The 18433-nt window shown below is 31.5% G+C and carries 9 protein-coding genes; 5 read left to right on the plus strand and 4 right to left on the minus strand.

All coding sequences use genetic code 11. The annotated features are described in order from the left end of the window. The first annotated feature begins 1 nt into the window (after nt 1). From PHEL85_RS09805 to PHEL85_RS09815, 3 genes are all read left to right on the plus strand, one after another. Complete coding sequence (locus PHEL85_RS09805; protein ID WP_156109169.1) at nt 2–2137, plus strand: putative glycoside hydrolase; 2136 nt, start codon at nt 2–4, stop codon at nt 2135–2137. A gap of 141 nt (nt 2138–2278) precedes the next feature. Beyond that, complete coding sequence (locus PHEL85_RS09810) at nt 2279–3670, plus strand: T9SS type A sorting domain-containing protein (RefSeq protein ID WP_036824565.1); 1392 nt, start codon at nt 2279–2281, stop codon at nt 3668–3670. A 193-nt stretch (nt 3671–3863) separates the two neighbouring features. After that, nucleotides 3864–5777 carry a sulfatase gene (locus tag PHEL85_RS09815; protein ID WP_081965113.1) on the plus strand — a complete coding sequence of 638 codons (1914 nt, stop codon included), beginning with the start codon at nt 3864–3866 and terminating at the stop codon, nt 5775–5777. 353 nt (nt 5778–6130) lie between these two features. On the opposite strand, the gene PHEL85_RS09820 is transcribed toward PHEL85_RS09815, so the two are convergent. From PHEL85_RS09820 to PHEL85_RS09835, 4 genes are all read right to left on the minus strand, one after another. Beyond that, nucleotides 6131–8116: a T9SS type A sorting domain-containing protein gene (locus PHEL85_RS09820; RefSeq protein ID WP_036824567.1), complete on the minus strand. Its 1986-nt coding sequence runs from the start codon at nt 8114–8116 to the stop codon at nt 6131–6133. Between the two features lie 98 nt (nt 8117–8214). Then, a complete protein-coding gene (locus tag PHEL85_RS09825) occupies nt 8215–10053 on the minus strand; it encodes a sulfatase (RefSeq protein ID WP_052108523.1) in 1839 nt (612 codons plus the stop codon). Nucleotides 10054–10077: 24 nt separating this feature from the next. Further along, nucleotides 10078–11613, minus strand: coding sequence for a sulfatase-like hydrolase/transferase (locus PHEL85_RS09830; RefSeq protein ID WP_081965114.1), 1536 nt, complete (start codon nt 11611–11613; stop codon nt 10078–10080). A gap of 8 nt (nt 11614–11621) precedes the next feature. Continuing rightward, nucleotides 11622–14000 (minus strand): glycosyl hydrolase family 95 catalytic domain-containing protein, encoded by a 2379-nt coding sequence (locus tag PHEL85_RS09835; protein WP_052108524.1) that lies wholly within the window; start codon nt 13998–14000, stop codon nt 11622–11624. A 284-nt stretch (nt 14001–14284) separates the two neighbouring features. On the opposite strand from PHEL85_RS09835, the gene PHEL85_RS09840 reads away from it, so the two are divergent. Continuing rightward, on the plus strand, nt 14285–15808 hold the full coding sequence (locus tag PHEL85_RS09840) for a sulfatase family protein (protein WP_036824570.1): 1524 nt from the start codon (nt 14285–14287) through the stop codon (nt 15806–15808). 46 nt (nt 15809–15854) lie between these two features. Next, complete coding sequence (locus tag PHEL85_RS09845; protein ID WP_156109171.1) at nt 15855–18413, plus strand: right-handed parallel beta-helix repeat-containing protein; 2559 nt, start codon at nt 15855–15857, stop codon at nt 18411–18413. Nucleotides 18414–18433: the final 20 nt, after the last annotated feature.

Raw genomic sequence — 18433 nt, forward strand, 5'->3', positions numbered from 1 at the left:
GTTGAGAACTTATAAGTACTTTTTTATTATTTTGATGTTTGTGGTTTCTGGTATTTCATATGCCCAATCTTCGAATTTATGGATTACTTTAAAACCCAATGCAGGTAGTGTCTATCAAATTAATGAAGATATTACCATTAACAATGGGGTTCTTATTAACGATATTTCTTCAGGAAATATAAGTGTATCACAAGCCACTATAAATGATGAGTTAAGATATTCAATTACATACACAGATAGTGATTTTGATAATAATGGTATAGAAAATCAAGTATCTTTTGACTTAAAAATAAAAGGTTACAGAGAAGCAACATACAATTATAGTACAGAAACAAATGCTTCTTCCGTAACAGATTACGGACTACAATCTGATGTAACAATTATAAACAATACTTGGGGAGTTTTTGGTGATTTCGATATTGATGCTGGTGAATCATTAGTTTATGAAATAGAAAACTTTACAATTAATGGAGTCAGTTCTGATTTTAGTAGTAATATTCGGTTCTCAATTTTTAATTTAATTGAAACAAATGGAGGTAGAGATCATACCATGGTTTTTGGTTTTGGTAATGATTTAGAATCTTTTGAAATAGATGTTGATAAAAGTGTTTCTCCATTAGGTATTAATACTGTTTTTTCTTTAACAGGAGCTGGAAGTCTTACTACAACTTCTAGAGAAATTGCAATTTCATCATTAAAAATTAAGATTGAAATAAATGGGCAAGATACTACTTTTTGGGATGTAACAGATTATGCTACTTTTGAAAAAGGACCTACTTTATATCATAATTATCCTACACAAACAGAAAAGAAAACAACATTACCTAAATTTTCATGGAATAAGATTCCTAGATGGGTTGCAGTAAGAAATAGTGCTTCTTTTACTGAAGAAGATGTTACAAGTATAGCAAACAATTACCAGCTAGTGATGTTAGAAAAAGCGAATCAACAAGGTTTTCAATATATTGAAGATGGTGTTGAAAATGCAGCAACAAGAATTAAAGCTATAAATCCAGATTTAACAACGCTGTTTTATTACAATACACGTATAAATTACTTTAATTATGAAGCAAACATAGAATATAATGAAAATGCTGCAGATTGGAGCACTTATGAAGATGGAGAAATATATCTTTTTAAAGACCTATATTATTGGTATAACCATGATGTAGAAGCCATGAGAAACTGGTGGGTTGATACCTGTGTAACAATGGCGAATTTAGATGTAATTGATGGTGTTTTTGTAGATAAAATTACAAATCCAGACGCTAATGGTGATTTATATGATACAGATGAAAACTTAGCAAATAATTATGTTAAAATGTTGAGTGATTTAAATGATGAATTACCTGCTAATAAATTACTTGTTGGTAACACGCTAAGAAATGAACGTGAAGGAGGAGCTAGAGCACTTATGGAAATCATGGACGGTTCTTATTTAGAACGATGGGATATAGCAAGTAGCGAACAATCTACTGCGGATGCAATTGCTGTATCTATTCAATTAATGAGAGAAGCTTTGCAAAAGGGTAAAATGATTAATTTACAAACAAACCCAAGTTACAATACAGATGAAGAAGAGCCTACAGATGATGATGAGCTGATGGCCTATACAAAAGAAAATATACACTTTCCTTTGGCAGTTTTTTTAATAATTGCAGAAGAAAACGCCTATTTTAGTTATACCACAGGTGTAAATGCTTTAAGTTCTAGTTCAGATTTATGGGACACAAGTTTTATAGATGAGTTTCATTATTTCTTAGGAGAACCTTTAGCCGATCCTGTAAAAAATGGATATATTTATGAGCGATCTTTTGAAAACTTAGATCTTTGGGTAAATATTGAAACCAAAGAGACTGTTTTTAATTGGAAAGATAAAACGATTTTATCTACAGATATTCCAAGCTTTAATAATACAATTGATTTATACCCAAATCCTGTAAATAGTACCTTTCGTTTATCTAAAAAAATTACATCTGCAATTGTTTATAATATGTTAGGACAAGAAATGATGCAGTTTTCTAACAACAGAAATCAATATGATATTTCCAGTCTTAAAAACGGATTTTTTATTGTAAAAGTTGTTCTAGAGAATAGTGAAACAAAGATTATTCGTTTTGTAAAAAACAAACCATAATATTTCATAAAATCACCTAAAATACTCTGTATCAGTCACATGTATGTTATACTGAGCAAGTAAATGATTGATTTAAGCAACTTTTAATCGTTGAATTTTACTACTTTTACATTCAATTAATAATTGAATAAATTTTAAATTATGAAAAAACAATTACTTACTAGCCTTTTATTTTTATTAGCATCAATAACTTCGGTTGCACAAACTTGGTATGACGTTGATAATGGAATTACAGATTTAACATTTTCAACTACTTGTGATGGATGTTCCGTTTCAACAGTTGCCAATCCTGACGCCTCCGATACAGAAGCTACAAATGTATTATTATGGAAAATTGCAGCAGATTCAAGTTTACAAAACAAGGAAATTGTTTTTAGTTTTCCTGACGGTTATGGACTTACACCTACTGATTTTGCTAGTTTGGTTGTAACCGTACGTTTATATCTGCCAGATTTAACTAATTATTCTAATTTTGATAGTAATACTCGTTTTAGATTTTATTTAGGAGGCCAAACAGTACAATTAAAACTTACAGATTTAGCAGGTACAGATGTAGATGGTTGGTACACTTTAACCTATGATTTTAGTGGAAAAACATATACAGAAAACGTAACTGAAGGTTCTATTAGAATCATTGGTCAAGCTGCAAGATTTACAAATTTAGATAACGATATTGACTTTCATTTTGATACAATTACAAGTTCAGTAGCTTTAAGCGAATTAGAAGAGGAAGTAGACGTTTTAGATGATGAAGCAGTTTTAGATACTGGAAATGCTTGGTATCATAATTATAGCCCAGATACATTTGGCGTAACAGTTAATGAAGTACAAGGTGGTGTGTTTTTAGAACAAGGAGATGCAGTAGCTACACCAACAACTACTGGAAACAGCAGTGCATTAGTTGCTAAGTTTACAAAAGAAGAAGATGCACACTCCCAATTAAGGTTTCAATTACCAGGTGTAATTAATACAGACTATCAATCATCTGCTATTTTTAAAATAAGAGCCTATGCACCGTCAACAAATGTAGATGGAACTTCTGGTAGAAGATTAAGATTGTATTTGCGAGATGGAATTGAAACAGCAGGGCAAAAAAACGTAACAATTGATGTTACTGTTTTTGATGCTTGGCAAGAATATACTTTTGATTTTACAGAAGCAAACCTTACAGAAGGTGTATCTTATACTACTGCAAATTTATTAATTGATCAACCAGATGGTGATCTTCTTGCTACAGGGAATGTATATTATTTTGATGCTTTTCAAGGACCAGCTGCAGATGTATTATCTGTAGATAGATTAGAATTAAGTAACGCTTCTATTGTTGCGTATCCTAACCCTGTAACAAACAGTTTTCAAATAGATTCTAGTTTAGATATTGAAAATGTAAAATTATATAATATTAATGGACGTTTAGTAAAAACATTTGAAGCGAACGCTAATTATGATGTTAGTAACTTAGCAAAAGGAATTTACATTGTAGATATTAAGACTCTAAAAGGTTTAAAAACTTTAAAAATTGTAAAAGAGTAAATTATTTATATTAAAATATCTCAAAAGTATTAAAACACTCTTGAGATATGATTTATTTTTTAAATCAATATTCTATAAAATTTTAAAAAAAAGGTAGTAATTTTATATTACTGCCTTTTTTTATGAAAGACAAATAACTTTTTTACTTTATTTATAAGTATTATTCTCATACAAGAATTAAATTATTAATTTAATGAATACACAATACAAAAACTTCCTCCCATTACTTTTAATAACTGCATTACTATATAGTTGTAATACACAAAAAGTGCACAATAATAAAAAGCAAAATATAGATAGACCAGAACCTAATGTGGTGCTCTTACTTACAGATGATTTAGGTTGGCAAGATCTAAAAGTTTATGATATAGATAATCCATCTCCTTACGAAACACCAAATATTGATGCTTTTGCTAAAGAAGGTGTTCAGTTTTGGCAAGCGTATTCTCCTGCTCCCACTTGTGCACCAAGTAGATGTGCAATAATGAGTGGAAATCATCCTGCTAGAGCACAAAAAACACATGTTGTAGGTGGTGGACCTCCTACAGTTTATGCTGGTAAAAGTTCACAAAGAATTATAGAGCCTTGGTATAGTGGACGTATGCCAGAAAACGAAATGACATTAGCGAGAGTCTTACAACAAAAAGGATATACAACAGGGCATGCAGGAAAATGGCATATGGCTATAAACCACTTTGCTTATCCCCAACCAGAAGACCAAGGTTTTGATGTTACTACGCATGATCGCGGAGTTACAAGTCCTCAAAAACCACATAGACTTACAGATTTTGCAACTAATAAAGCATCAGATCCTTATCGTTTAGATGAAAAAGGGTTTCCTTTTCATCAAAATAACGAAAATGCGTTAAAGTTCTTAAAAGAGAACAAAGAAGATCCTTTTTTCTTGTATTACGCTACTTTTTTAGTACATGCACCAATACATACTAGAAGTAAAGCACTATTAGAAAAATACTGTAAAAAATTAGGTTTAAAATACCCTACAGACCCAAGTCATTGGGATGTAAAAGGACAAAATAATCCATATTATGCAGCAATGGTAGAAATGTTAGATTATTATGTAGGACAAGTTTTTAATTATTTAGAAACTACAGATGATCCTCGTTGGCCTGGTCATAAATTAAGTGAAAATACTTATATTATTTTTACTTCTGATAACGGAGGAATGGAAGGTCACCCTGGTGAAGTTTTTACGGATAATTATCCTTTAGATAAAGGAAAAATAAACGCTAAAGAAGGTGGTACAAGAGTTCCTTTAATTATTGCTGGACCTGGAATTAAAAAAAGAATACAATCTGATGTTGTTGTAAACGGACTTGATTTTTACCCTACAATTCTATCATTATTAAATGTTGAGAAACCAAAAAACAAACATTTAGATGGAGATGATTTATCAACTTTATTACTTAAAGATCCTACAGATTCTAAATTAGTTTTAAACAAAGAAGGAAATGAGAGAAATACAATGATGTGGCACTTTCCACATTCATCATATCAAAGTACATTACGTGTAGGAGATTATAAAATTATTAGGAATTATGATTATAAAAACAATCCTAAAACTCCAGAATTTGAACTTTACAGATTGTATGATACCTCTAACGGAACTGCTCAACGTGTTGATATCGAAGAAGCAAACAACTTAGCAAAAGTAGATGTTAAAAGAACAAAAGAGATGAATGATAAGCTTACATCGATCTTAACAGAGATGAAAGCGAGTTACCCATCTTACAATCCTTTTTACTTAAAAAAGATGGAGCATAAAGAAACTGTTCCAACAGTGATTTCTGAATCTAAAAAGAAAGGTAAGGTTACATTTAAGTACAAAGAAAATGGAGCAAAAGTGGTGAAAGCTAATCTTATTTATACTACAAATGGCGGACATAAATATGAAGAGTGGTTTAAGGCAGATGCAAAAATAGAAGAAGATTTTACGATAACGGCTGTTTTACCAAAAGGAACAACTCACTATTTAATTAATTTAATCGATGAGCATAATTTTTTAGTAAGTTACCCAGAAATGCCTACTAAAAAATCTCTTAGAACTTATAAAAAGCAATATTCTAAATACGCTTTGAAGAATAACTAGATAATTATTTATAGTATAATCTATAAAACAAAAAAAACGGGCTTTGTCCGTTTTTTTTGTTTTATAAATTGATGCATGACTGTATAACTTTATTAATAATTATAATTAAAACTTACTTTTAATTTTAGGGAGAGAAGCTCACTCTTTCTTGTTATCATAAATTGTTAAACTAATTTAAGAAAACACAAAATAAGGAGTTCAATAATTAAAAACGGACATTTTAAGACCAAAAAAACACCATAAAGTAAAACTCTATGATGCTTTTTAGCGTTAACTATAATTAATTATTTCACAGCAATAGTTTTGTTTTAAATGATTTTATAGTCCTTAATGTTTGTTAGTTTTAAATTATTCTATTTTGATATAATTATTTTTCTTGTAATACTTTGATTATTACTGTTTATAAGCTTTACAAAATAAAATCCTGATTTTAAGTTAGAAACATCTAGTTTTTTAGTTGAGGTTCCATTGTTCCATTCTTTTGTTATCACTTTAGTTCCTAGTATATTATAAACTGTAATGTAGTTTACTTCAGTAGTTGTCCTAGTAATTGTTAATTCATCAACAACAGGATTAGGGTATAAGTTAATTTGAAATGGATTGTATATTGGATCTATAAAATCATCAGTTGATAAAAGAATATCATCAATTTCTCCTACTAGAAAAGCGCCTTCAGGTCTTACATAGGGATCATAATCTGGAATAGGATTAGATAATAGTCTGTCATTAATTGTTTTCATTATCACCATTTCGTCAGCCATCATATGTCCAGCATCAACACCATTATTATTAGATATCGTATTAGCAAATGTAACACCAGCTTTAGCATTGATAAGAATTTTAGAAAACCTGTATGCATCTTCTATCCCGAATATTAAATTTGCACTAGAAACATGCCATTTGTCTCTAATAGGAAACCATGCATGTTTTAATACTTGTTTTTTTTCATAAATAGACCATGGATTGCCAACCATAGCCGGTAATGTAAATTCTTCATATCCCCATGAATTTGGAGGAGCGCCGCCACCTAGTGCAGATACATGTCCTCTTGTAAAATCTGAATAAGAGTTATTTCCTCTAAAGTTTGATACATTATAGTCTCTATCGTCTTCATCATCAACTCCATCAGAATCAACCATAACTGCCTCTCCGTCTATATAATGTAAATGCCCAAACTCAGAAACAGACATAGCAGCTCCGGGATCAGCATCTTTAAACATTTGCACAAAATCTTCTAGATATCCATCGTCACGAAGTGTTGAGGTTGTGTCAAACCAATAACCATCAGCATATTCTGCTACGGCCGGAATAAAACCTTGCACTAAATCTTTGTAAGCTAAATATTCATCTCCATCAAAATTAGCTGTGTAATATGCTGTCCATGCAGCTTGTGTTTCATCACTTGATCTGTCTAAATAATTTGTAGATATGTACAAAATAATCTTCTTTCCAGAATCTTTTAGGGTTTGTAAAACTTCAAGCATTAATTCTTGATTCTCAGCACTAGGAATTAAGCTTTCATGTATTTCAGTAGCTACATCTACATTTGTGTTATCTCTGATAGTAAAATAGTGTGAATGTGCAAAATAACTAAGGTTTGTAATTACATGTCCTACAGCTGGAAGTTCGGTAACTAATTCTTGTACACCTCCCAAAGGGTCATGGCCTGTAGCTATTTCTGCGTCTAATCTTTCACCACCAAAAACAGGAAATGTAGCTCCCCATGAACCTGCTAACCAAGCCGCTGGATGATCTACTGTTGTTGCAGTTTGATCTGTTGCTCCATATATTTCATCAAAATAGTAAGTTGTAGCTGGTTCTTCTATACTACCATTAGCTAAACCAATAACCATAAGATCATATCCTCCAACATCTAATACATTTTGTGGAATAGCAACATCTTGAAAATGAAATGTAAAAGTTTCCCATTGTTGCCCAACTGTGAAATTCAATTGTTCAAAAACACGTCCTCCTTCATCTGAACTTTGAAAAAATATTCTAAGTTTTGAGTTGTTTGAAGTAAGCTCATCAGTAGGTATGTCAATATATGCTTTGAGAGTAACTGTATAATCGGCTAAATCTGTTACATAATTGAATAAGTTAAAAGATAAAAAATCACTAGTCCCTTCAGGTCTATTATATTTAGAGACAATAGTGTGTGTGTTAATTCCTGATGTATTAGGGTTTGGAATGTTTCCTGTTAAATTTGTAGGTATATCTTCTTCGGCTGTAAACTCAATTTTACGCGTATTTGTTTCATCTTCTAACCACAAAAATTGTGCGTTAGAAACTTGTACAGAAAAAAGGAATACTATTAAAAACGTAATTTTTTTGATCATGATGTTAGTGATAAGGTTGGTTCATTACTTAAATTAGAAACATAGTTTTCAATGTTTGGTACATTGTAAAATATCCCTTTTTCTTTGATTGAAATTTATTATTTAACTTGTATTGCTTTCGTTGCAAATATTTTTGTAGTTTTTTGGTAACCGGCATCTGGATAACTAATTAAAAAATTGTTTTCGTCAACCAAATTAAAGACATAATGTGTGGTTCCTTTAGGTAATTTTACGCAAACTTTATTACCAATAAGCTTCATGGTAATAGGAAACCAAATTTCACCTTTTACACCTCCATTTTTAGTATATATTAACTCTGCTTTTACAACTTTTGCACCATTGTTTTTGTATTCTAACCAAACTTCTTTTCCATCCACACCATTTTTAACAACAGTAGGTATTTTAGCTTTGTTAGGTAATGATTTTTTACTAGTTGGGTTTAAAAATGGGTATCTAGCATTTAATTTCTCCAATCTTTTATCTAAAAGGCGATCCATTTCTTTTGCTTTTTTAGGCATTGCAGAAGCAATATTTTTAGCTTCTTCAATATCTACACGTTTTGAACCATCTTCGTATAAATGATATAACTCTAATTTTGCTTTTTCATCAGTATCAACATATTGACGAACAAGTTTGTATCCATCAATACGTAAGGTGGATTGCATAGAGCTGTTAGGGAAATGCCACATCATTGTGTTTCTTGGTTCTCCAGTCTCAGTATCTATTACTAATTTTGAATCTGTAGGGTCTTTGTCTAGTAAAACAGACAAATCAGCACCATCTAAGATTTTATTTTTTTGTTTTTTGACACCTGTCCAACTAAGTATTGTAGGATAAATATCAAGACCATTTACCATAACATTAGACTGAATGTTTGAAGAGATTGTAGGTCCTGTTATTATAAATGGAACTCTAGTACCTCCTTCTTTAGCATTGATTTTCCCTTTATCTAATGGATAGTTGTCTGTAATAATTTCACCAGTATGTTGCTCCATACCACCATTATCAGAAGTAAAAACCACATAGGTGTTTTCAATTAACATATGTCCAGGCCATCTAGGATCTTCTGTTTGCTCAAGGTACTTAATCAATAAACCTGTATAATGGTCAATCGTTTCTACCATTGCAGCATAATAGGCATTTCTTTGCCCTTTTTCTTCCCAAAGATCCTTTTCTTTAGGATAATCTATTCCTAATTTCTGGTAGTATTTTTTTAATAAAGCTTCACTTCTTGTATGAATTGGTGTATGCACTAAACGAGAAGCATAAAAAAGAAAAAATGGGTCCTTTTTGTTTCCATCCATAAAATCAATACCATCTTGAGTAATATCATCAAAAGGAAAACCTTCTTCATCTAAATAAAATGGATCAGATTTGTAGGCAGTTGAGAACCCTTTTGTGCGGTCTTTCATTCTTTTATGAGATCCAAAACCATGCTTTGAGAAATCAAAACCTTGATCTTTCGGTTCAGGATAGTCTGTTACTGCAATACCTACATGCCATTTACCAGAATGACCTGTTTTGTAACCATTGGTTTTAAGAGACTCTGCAATGGTAACTTCTGATGTGTCTAAAGCACCTCTCATCCAAGGACTTATTAATAAAGATCCATAATTAAAAGGCAATGGTGGATGACCTCCTCTAACGCTAGTTCTTTCTAGACGAACAGGATGTTTACCTGATAAAATAGCTCCTCTAGAAGGAGAACAAACAGTTGCAGCAGAATAAGCTTGCCAAAAAAGAACGCCTTCTGTAGCTAATTTATCAATATTTGGTGTTTCGAATGGAGAAGGTTCGTCAATATCGTAACACTTTACATCTTGCCAACCTAAATCATCGGTTAAAATTAATACTACATTTGGTTTTTTTGGTCTTTCTTGTGCAAAACTGCTTGATGTAACTAAACAAGCCATTACTAATAGAAATACTTTTTTCATGATGCTAATTACTTAATTATAAAACTAATTTAGTTCAGACACTAAGGTTTTACATTTTTGTCTGTATTCGTTTAATATTTTGATATATTTTTTATCTCCTGCTAAATTATTCTGTTCTTTTGGGTCTTTAATAATATCGAATAATTCCTCGTAAATAGGTTGTTCATTATTTTTTGAAGATTGATTAGGAACATATTTATTTCGGTCATTTAATTTACTAAAAGAACGAATGTATTTGTATTGTTTAGATCTTACTCCTTCTTGACGTGGATATCCTTGATCTGTAAATAAGTTTTCTAAAAAGATTTCATCTCTCCATTTTACATTATTTTTTTCAATTAAAGGAAGTACATTTTCTCCTTGATAAGATTTAGGAATAGTTACACCACACATTTCTAAAAGAGTAGCAGGAATATCTTGACCAACAACTAAATTATCTACTACCTTTCCTTTTGTTTTATCAGTAAAAAAAGGTGAATACACAATCATAGGTACATGTACAGATTCATCGTATAAAATAGTTTTTCCACCTAAACCATGTTCTCCTAAAAATAAACCATTGTCTGAAGTAAATACAATAATTGTGTTTTCATCTTCGCCAATTTCCTTTAAAAATGAACGCAAATTACCTACCATTACATCAATAGCATGAATTGCTCTGGTCATTTTTAGTTTCTCATTTAATAATTTACCTTTTTTTGCAGTAACGTAATATTTCATTAAATCTTTAGTAGCATATACATCTTCAGGTAAACTGATTTTCTGTGGATATCCTTCTGGCAATTCAATTTTATGTTTTACATCATCATAACCTGTTTTGTAATATTCAGGATCAGATGTTCTTGTACCCATTCCACCAATACTAGATGCATGTGGAAGGTTTAAGTTAATCCAAGCAGAAAAAGGTTTCTTAGGATCTCTTTTTTTAATTTGATTTTTAATTGATGCATCCGCATTTTTATAAAAATAATCATAAGCATCTCCTTGTGTTAAAAAAGCTTTAGTTGCTTCTAACATTCCTTCAACTTGTGTTTCGTTTTTTAAGTTTCTAAATACTTTGTGTTTTTTTGCAGGATAAAATCCTAAATGACCATTACCATAATAACAGAAGTCAACATCTTTTCTTAAAGGTGTATTACTCCTATCTCCAATTTTTGTATGATGTTTCCCTATAAAAGCCGTTGAATATCCTGCTTTTTTTAATTGCGCTAGCCAGCTATTTTTATAGGTAGTTTCAGAAATAAGATTTTTAGAAACATTAGTAAAGCCAATTTTATTTCTTCGTTCCCATTGTGCTGTAAAAATATTTGCTCTACTTGGTCCACAAATAGGACTTGTTATATAAGCGTTGTTAAAAAACACACCTTCTTTAGCCAATCCATCAATATTTGGAGTTTGAATAATCGGATCTCCTGTCATACTTAAAGAATTGAATCTTTGATCATCAGAAAAGATAAAAATAACATTCGGTTTCTTCTCTTGCGCTTGCACAGTTTGTGTAACTGCAGTGCATGATAAAAAAGAAGAAATAATAAATAGATGATATAAAAATGCTTTCATAACTAGGTTTAATAAGAATTATAATATTTATGACCAGGTAATCTTTTTGTTTTACTTCCATATCCAAAAAGATTCTGTTCTTTTTTAGATTTTGGTAACTCTTTAATACTTAAATCGGTTTTGTTTAAAGTTTTAGCAGTAATTATTACCGATTCATTTTTCTTTAAATTTATAGGATAAGAACCATTTGCATTTTGTTTTATTGAAACACATTTTCCGTTGATATAAAATTTTGGATTTTTAAAATCAACCTGGATGTTACATTCGTTTCCTTTCAAACTTTTTACGGATACAAATTCTGTTGTTCCATCTACTTTTTTTGCGCTCACTAAAAAGGCTCCTTGTGTTCTTAAGTTGTGAAACGAAACATCTTTCCAGTTTTTTGGACTTGCAGGAAATACATTTATTTTACCTCCCCAACTTTGCAGCATCATATCATGTAAACTTGTAGCAAATGATAAAGGACTTTCAATTACCGGATTGATTTTACCTTCGGAATACATTGTTGTTGATGAAATATTTTTATGTTTGATTAAAAAATCAAGATAATAATAAGCCTTTTCTGCGTCTCCTAAATTAGCGTACATAGATGAAGCTCCAGTAGCTGTATAACCTGTTACAGGCATTGCTTTAATTTTTTTACCACTATTAAAAGTAACATCTAACCAATGGTCTAATGAAGTGCGTAATAGTTTTTTATCAGCTTCTTTTTCTGGAGTAATAACCATTAATGGATAAAAAGCCAGTAAGTGCGAATAATGTCTATGTGGATTTTCGAAAGGTCTATCTTTTCCTATCATCAATCCGTTTTCATCAATTTGAAAATCAACCAAATTAGTTAGTAAATTTTCCCATTCTTTTACCAAAGGATCATTTAAATTGTGTTGCTTATCAATGTCTATTAAAGTTTGACAACTCCAACGAATTAATGCCAGCGTAAAATTAATATCTTGACCACGACCTGGTTTGTATTCTGGAGACCAGCTATATTTTATATGAATTTTTCCATCTTTAGCATCTACAGGATTCTCTTTAATGTAATTTAAATAACTATTCACTGTCTTTTTTAAAATAGGAAATAATTTATCTCGCATGCGAATATCATCTCCAGCAAATTCACAATGCAACCAATAATCATTTAATATCCAAGCTAACATATCTGGCACTTTCCCACCATTAAAAGCGATTAAATCTTGAGGCATTAAGGCAGCAACTGCAGCACTATTTTTCCAATGTTTTGGTGTGTTTCCTTCTAAATTGGCAGTGTATTTATCAATATTATTTGGTAAAGATTCACCAATAAACATTCTATTTGCAGTTAAATGTGTCCAATAAATTAGTTGCACATTTAAATCTCCCCAAACCATTGGCCAAAAAGTTCTATTGTACCAAGGTCCCATCAGATCTAAAATAGGTCCATTTCCTCTAGAAGCGGAACCTAGTTTATACATTTGTATCCAATAGAAAGATTCTTTTTCTGCATCATTTAAGGTTAAAAAACTCAACGGATAATACTCATGCCACCATTGTTTATGTGATGAAATAAAGCTATTTTCTTTGATTAGTTTTTCTCCGATTTCTAAATTTTCAGTAACTATTTCTAGCGAATTTCTTTTTGGATAGCTATGATGAACGCTCGTTATTAATTGTTGTTTCCCAGAAGGATTTCCTGAAATTTTCCAAGCTGTAGTAGTTTCTCCTCTATGATCAAACAAAGGTTGATAACAAAAATTATAGCCGTTTTTCTCGCTAAATGTTGGTTTTGGAGCCATCTCTAAAGTTACCGCTCTCATTTTATCCCAAGTGCCACCTTTTGGACCACCGCCACTTTTTAAAACTTCATAAACAGGAGGAATAGGATCTTCTGCATGCCAAGTAATTTCTACATTTTCATCAGTTGTGTCTGTTTCAAAAAAGATAACATCTTTTGTGCTGTGCGTAAAACCCTTAATTTTATAAGTTCCTTTAGAAGTAGTTACAGAACCTGTTAATTCAGCATTCCATAAATCCAAGCGCATATCAACTCCCGTTATTTTTCCTTTAGATTTTAACTGAAAATGACCAAGAGGCAATCTACTTCTTTTTATCCAAAGCATTTCATCAGCCTTTGTTTTTGCCTCTCTATGATCGTAATAATCATGTCTTCCTATGTGAAGAGAGATTACATTTTTTTCTGATTCTTGTGCTTGATAAAATAAAAAACCAATATTTCCATTACCTGTGTAAGGTGCAGTTTGCCATTTGTCTGGAACTAAATCCCAAAGCATATCGTGTTTAGATAAAAATGATTTGTAGTCAACTTTAAAATCAACCTGTTTTTCTTGAGAAGAAAACGGAATTGAAAATAAAATTAAAATACCAATAAATAAAACTTTTAAGTTAAACATAGATAATTATTATTTACAAAAGACAAAGTTAATTTTTATATTAAAAAAAGCTTTACTCTAATCATTCAATTCCTTTCTGTAATTCAACATTTCGCTAACATTTAGTTGATAAAGCTGAAATCTAAACAACTTACTATAAGGTGATAAGTGTGTATGATGAGAATTCTTGTCATCAAGTATGGATGTTTAACTCTATTCAATAAGAGCAACAAAAAGAGAGATTAGAGTAAGCTTATATTAATGATAAATAATAATTTTACCTTAACAATATAATCTTATTAAAAATGTACAAATCTATAATTGCTGTTGTTGTTTTAATTTTGAGTCAAAATTTTTGGGCGCAAAAAAAGGCAGATATAAGTCGTCCTAATATCATTTTTATTTATGCTGATGATATGGGAATAGGTGACGTTTCTCATACCACAGGGAAAGCTGCAACACCAAACTTAGATCGTTTGGCTGCAGAAGGTATTCGTTTTACAGATGCGCATACCTCATCTTCTGTTTGTACACCTTCTCGATATTCACTTTTAACAGGACGTTATAATTGGCGTACAAGTTTATCTAAAGGTGTAATCCATAAACCAACTACGAAACCGTTGCTTAAAAAAGGTGAAACCACTGTAGCAAGTTTGTTAAAGCAAGCAGATTATCATACAGCTATGGTTGGGAAATGGCATTTAGGTATTGGTTGGGAATTGTTACCTAATTACAAAAAAGAAAAATGGCAAATAGGTGGTGGATGGAATATCGATTATACAAAACCTGCTATAACACCTACGAGTAATGGTTTTGACTACTTTTATGGAATAGGAGCTTCTTTAGATATGCCACCATATGTATATATTGAAAATGAAAAGGTGACAGAACTTCCTTCTGTTATGAATGATCCAAAAATACGTTCTAGAAAAGGGCCTTCTGCTCCAAGTTTTAAATCGGGTGAATGTTTGCAAGTTTTTGCAGAAAAATCTGTTGATTATATAAACGAGAGAGCTGAAGAAAAAGAACCTTTCTTTTTATACTTGCCATTAACCTCACCACATACACCTATTGTACCTAGTGAAAAATGGAGAGGTAAGTCTGAATTAGGACCTTATGGAGATTTCTTAATGGAAACAGATTGGGTTGTAGGTGAAGTTTTAAAAGCACTTGACAAACATAATTTAGCTGAAAACACCATTGTTTTATTTTCTACAGATAATGGATGTTCGCCTGCAGCAAAAATTCCTGCTTTAAAAAAGAAAGGACACTCACCAAGTGGAAATTTAAGAGGGAATAAAGCAGATATTTATGAAGGTGGACATCGCGTTCCTTTTATCATTCGTTGGCCAGAAGTTATAGAACCTGGAACGCAAACAGATAGACTAACATGTATGACTGATTTTATAGCTACTTGTTCTGATATTACAGGTGTAAAATTAGATGCTGCATCAGGTGTAGATGCTATTTCTTTTTTATCAACATTAAAAAATCCAAAGAAAACAAATAGAGAAGACATTATTAGTCATAGTATTAATGGTTCTTTTTCTATCAGAAAAGGAGATTGGAAACTAGCACTTTGTCCTGGGTCTGGTGGTTGGAGTACTCCAAGAGCTGGTAAAACTCCAGTAGGATCTCCTAGTTTGCAGTTATTCAATCTATCAGACGATATTGCTGAAACCACGAATCTGTATGATAAATATCCTGAAAAAGTAAAAGAATTGACAAAATTACTTCAATCTTATGTAGATAAAGGAAGAAGTACATCTGGAGAAAATCAAAAAAATGATAGAGAAGTAAATATATATGCAGAAGATAAAGCTAAATAATTTACTGTTTAAAAAGGAAAAAAAATAAAAATTAATATATAAGTTAATGAAGAAATTAATCGTCTTATTATTAGCACTGTGCATTATGCCAGTGTATGCAATAGATATCCATGTGGCAACTAATGGCTCGGATTCTAATGATGGAACAAAATCCAAACCTTTACTTACCATAAAAGCAGCACAAGCTAAATTAAGAGCTAGTGGACTTTTAGGAAAAGAAGCATGTAAAATTATTATACATGAGGGAGTTTATAGATTAATAACGCCTTTACAAATTACCACAGCAGATAGTGGTAATGAAAAATATCCTGTTGTTTATGCTGCAGCTAAAAATGAAAACGTAGTTATTACAGGAGCACAATTAATTACTTCTAAATGGGAAGAATTTAAAGATGGTATTTATCGTACCAATGTGGGAGATTTAAATGCAATTGATCAACTTTTTGTAGATCAGAAAAGACAACACATGGCAAGATATCCTAATTTTAATGCTGGTTTTATACCTACTGATGGTGACCCTTCTGTACGTGGAAAAAAAGCAGGAACAGTTCCTTTTTCAGGAGCAGCTCCAGATGCTTGGGATGCTAAAAAAGCGGCAGAATGGAAAGATCCTACTGGAGCAATTTTAAATGGTATGCATAGAGGGTTATGGGGAAGTCAGCATTATTTTGTGACTGGTAAAGATGCTAAAGGAGAATTGGTTTATGAAGGTGGTTGGCAAAACAATCGTTCTGCTCCACCTCACAAAGGGTATCGAATGATAGAAAACGTTTTTGAAGAATTAGATGTTCCAGGAGAATGGTACCATAATACTAAGGATGGTTGGTTGTATTATATGCCAGAAGCCCATGTAAATCTTAACGACACAAAAATTGAAGCCGTCCTTCAAATTAAACACCTTATTGAAATTTACGGAACGCATAAATTACCTGTTGCAGAAATGGTAATTCGCAAAAGTGGTAATGCACAAAAAGAGACCGTTGTTAAAAATTACGAAACAACCAAAGCTGTTAAAAACGTTCGTGTTACAGGGATTCATTTTACAGGTACTAAAAGAACCTTAAGAGAAACCATTGAACCTTTACTAAGAAGTGATTGGTGTGTATATCGTGGTGGAGCAATTCACATGAGAGGAACAGAAAATATTTTAATAGATCATTGTTCTTTTAAAGAATTAGGTGGAAATGCTGTATTTGTTGATAGTTATAGTCGTAACATACAGATAAAAGAAAACCTTTTTAAGAATAACGGTTCTACGGATGTTAACTTTGTAGGGGCTTTTTCAGCAGTTCGTGATCCTTCATTTAGTTTTCACCATCTTCCTCCAGCATTAGATGAAATAGATACTACAATTGGTCCAAAATCAGAAGATTATCCAGCGGATTGTATTGTAGAAAATAATTTAATGATGCTTTGTGGGCGTTTTGAAAAACAAGCATCAGGAATTAATCTATCTATGTCGTCAAGAATTACACTTCGTCACAACACAATCAGTCATACACCAAGAGCTGCCATTAACGTTTGTGATGGAACTTGGGGTGGTCATATTATTGAATGGAACGATTGTTTTGAAACTGTACTAGAAACACATGATCATGGCGCATTTAATTCATGGGGAAGAGATCGTTACTGGTTTAGAGCAGGACCATCAGGACCAGATTTAAAAGATAAAAATGGAAAGCCAATGATTAGTAATTATATAGAAAAGTATCCAAATGCTCCTTTGTGGGATGCTTATCAGACAACTATTATTCGAAATAATAGAATGCAATGTGATCATGGTTGGGATATTGATTTAGATGACGGTTCTACCAATTATGAGATCTACAATAATATAAGCCTATCTGGAGGTATAAAAACACGTGAAGGATATCATCGTGTTGTAACTAATAATGTAATTCTTGGAAGAGGATACACTTGTAATGTACCATACCCTAAACCAACTCAAGATGTTTTTGAAAGAAACATTCTTTGGGGTTCGCCAATATATCGTTCTAGCAATCCAACGCTTTGGGGAGGAACTAGAAATTTCAATTTCGCTCACAATCCAGATTCTAAAAAAGTGGTACCTGCTTATGGAGCACAACAGCAAACACAAGATGATGCAGAAAGTCTATATGGTAATGTTCTTTTTAAAGAATCTAAACTTAAAAATGGCGATTTTACAGTCTCAAATAAATCAGAAGCTTTAAAACTTGGATTTAAAAATTTCCCAATGTCTGGTTTCGGTGTTACTTCAAATGAATTGAAGTGTTTGGCAATGAAACCTAAAATTCTTTCACCTAAAGAAGTAGCGTCTAATGTTTTTGTTAAGAAAAAAATGAAAGGACTGTTTGGAGCTAAATTTAAAACATTAAATACAGAAGCAGAACTTTCTGCAACCGGAATGTTTCAGAAATATGGCGTGTTATTAGTTTCTGTTCCTAAGAATAGTAAATTGGCTAAAATGGGATTTAAAGTTGATGATGTTGTGATAGAATTAAATTCCGATAAAATAAAAGAAGAACAAACTTTTATTAAAAATATGAAAAGCTTAACTGGTGGTAAACACACCGTAAAAGTATGGAGACATCAGAGTCCAATTACTTTTTCTTTTACAAAATAAATAATATACAAAATTCAGTA

Source organism: Polaribacter sp. Hel1_85, from assembly GCF_000766795.1.
Lineage (GTDB): Bacteria > Bacteroidota > Bacteroidia > Flavobacteriales > Flavobacteriaceae > Polaribacter.

Excerpts from the sequence above, each read along its gene's own strand:
- PHEL85_RS09810 (WP_036824565.1), top strand. The coding sequence starts at position 2,279 with ATGAAAAAACAATTACTTACTAGCCTTTTATTTTTATTAGCATCAATA.
- PHEL85_RS09815 (WP_081965113.1), top strand. The coding sequence starts at position 3,864 with ATGAATACACAATACAAAAACTTCCTCCCATTACTTTTAATAACTGCA.
- PHEL85_RS09820 (WP_036824567.1), bottom strand. The coding sequence starts at position 8,116 with ATGATCAAAAAAATTACGTTTTTAATAGTATTCCTTTTTTCTGTACAA.
- PHEL85_RS09825 (WP_052108523.1), bottom strand. The coding sequence starts at position 10,053 with ATGAAAAAAGTATTTCTATTAGTAATGGCTTGTTTAGTTACATCAAGC.
- PHEL85_RS09830 (WP_081965114.1), bottom strand. The coding sequence starts at position 11,613 with ATGAAAGCATTTTTATATCATCTATTTATTATTTCTTCTTTTTTATCA.
- PHEL85_RS09835 (WP_052108524.1), bottom strand. The coding sequence starts at position 14,000 with ATGTTTAACTTAAAAGTTTTATTTATTGGTATTTTAATTTTATTTTCA.
- PHEL85_RS09840 (WP_036824570.1), top strand. The coding sequence starts at position 14,285 with ATGTACAAATCTATAATTGCTGTTGTTGTTTTAATTTTGAGTCAAAAT.
- PHEL85_RS09845 (WP_156109171.1), top strand. The coding sequence starts at position 15,855 with ATGAAGAAATTAATCGTCTTATTATTAGCACTGTGCATTATGCCAGTG.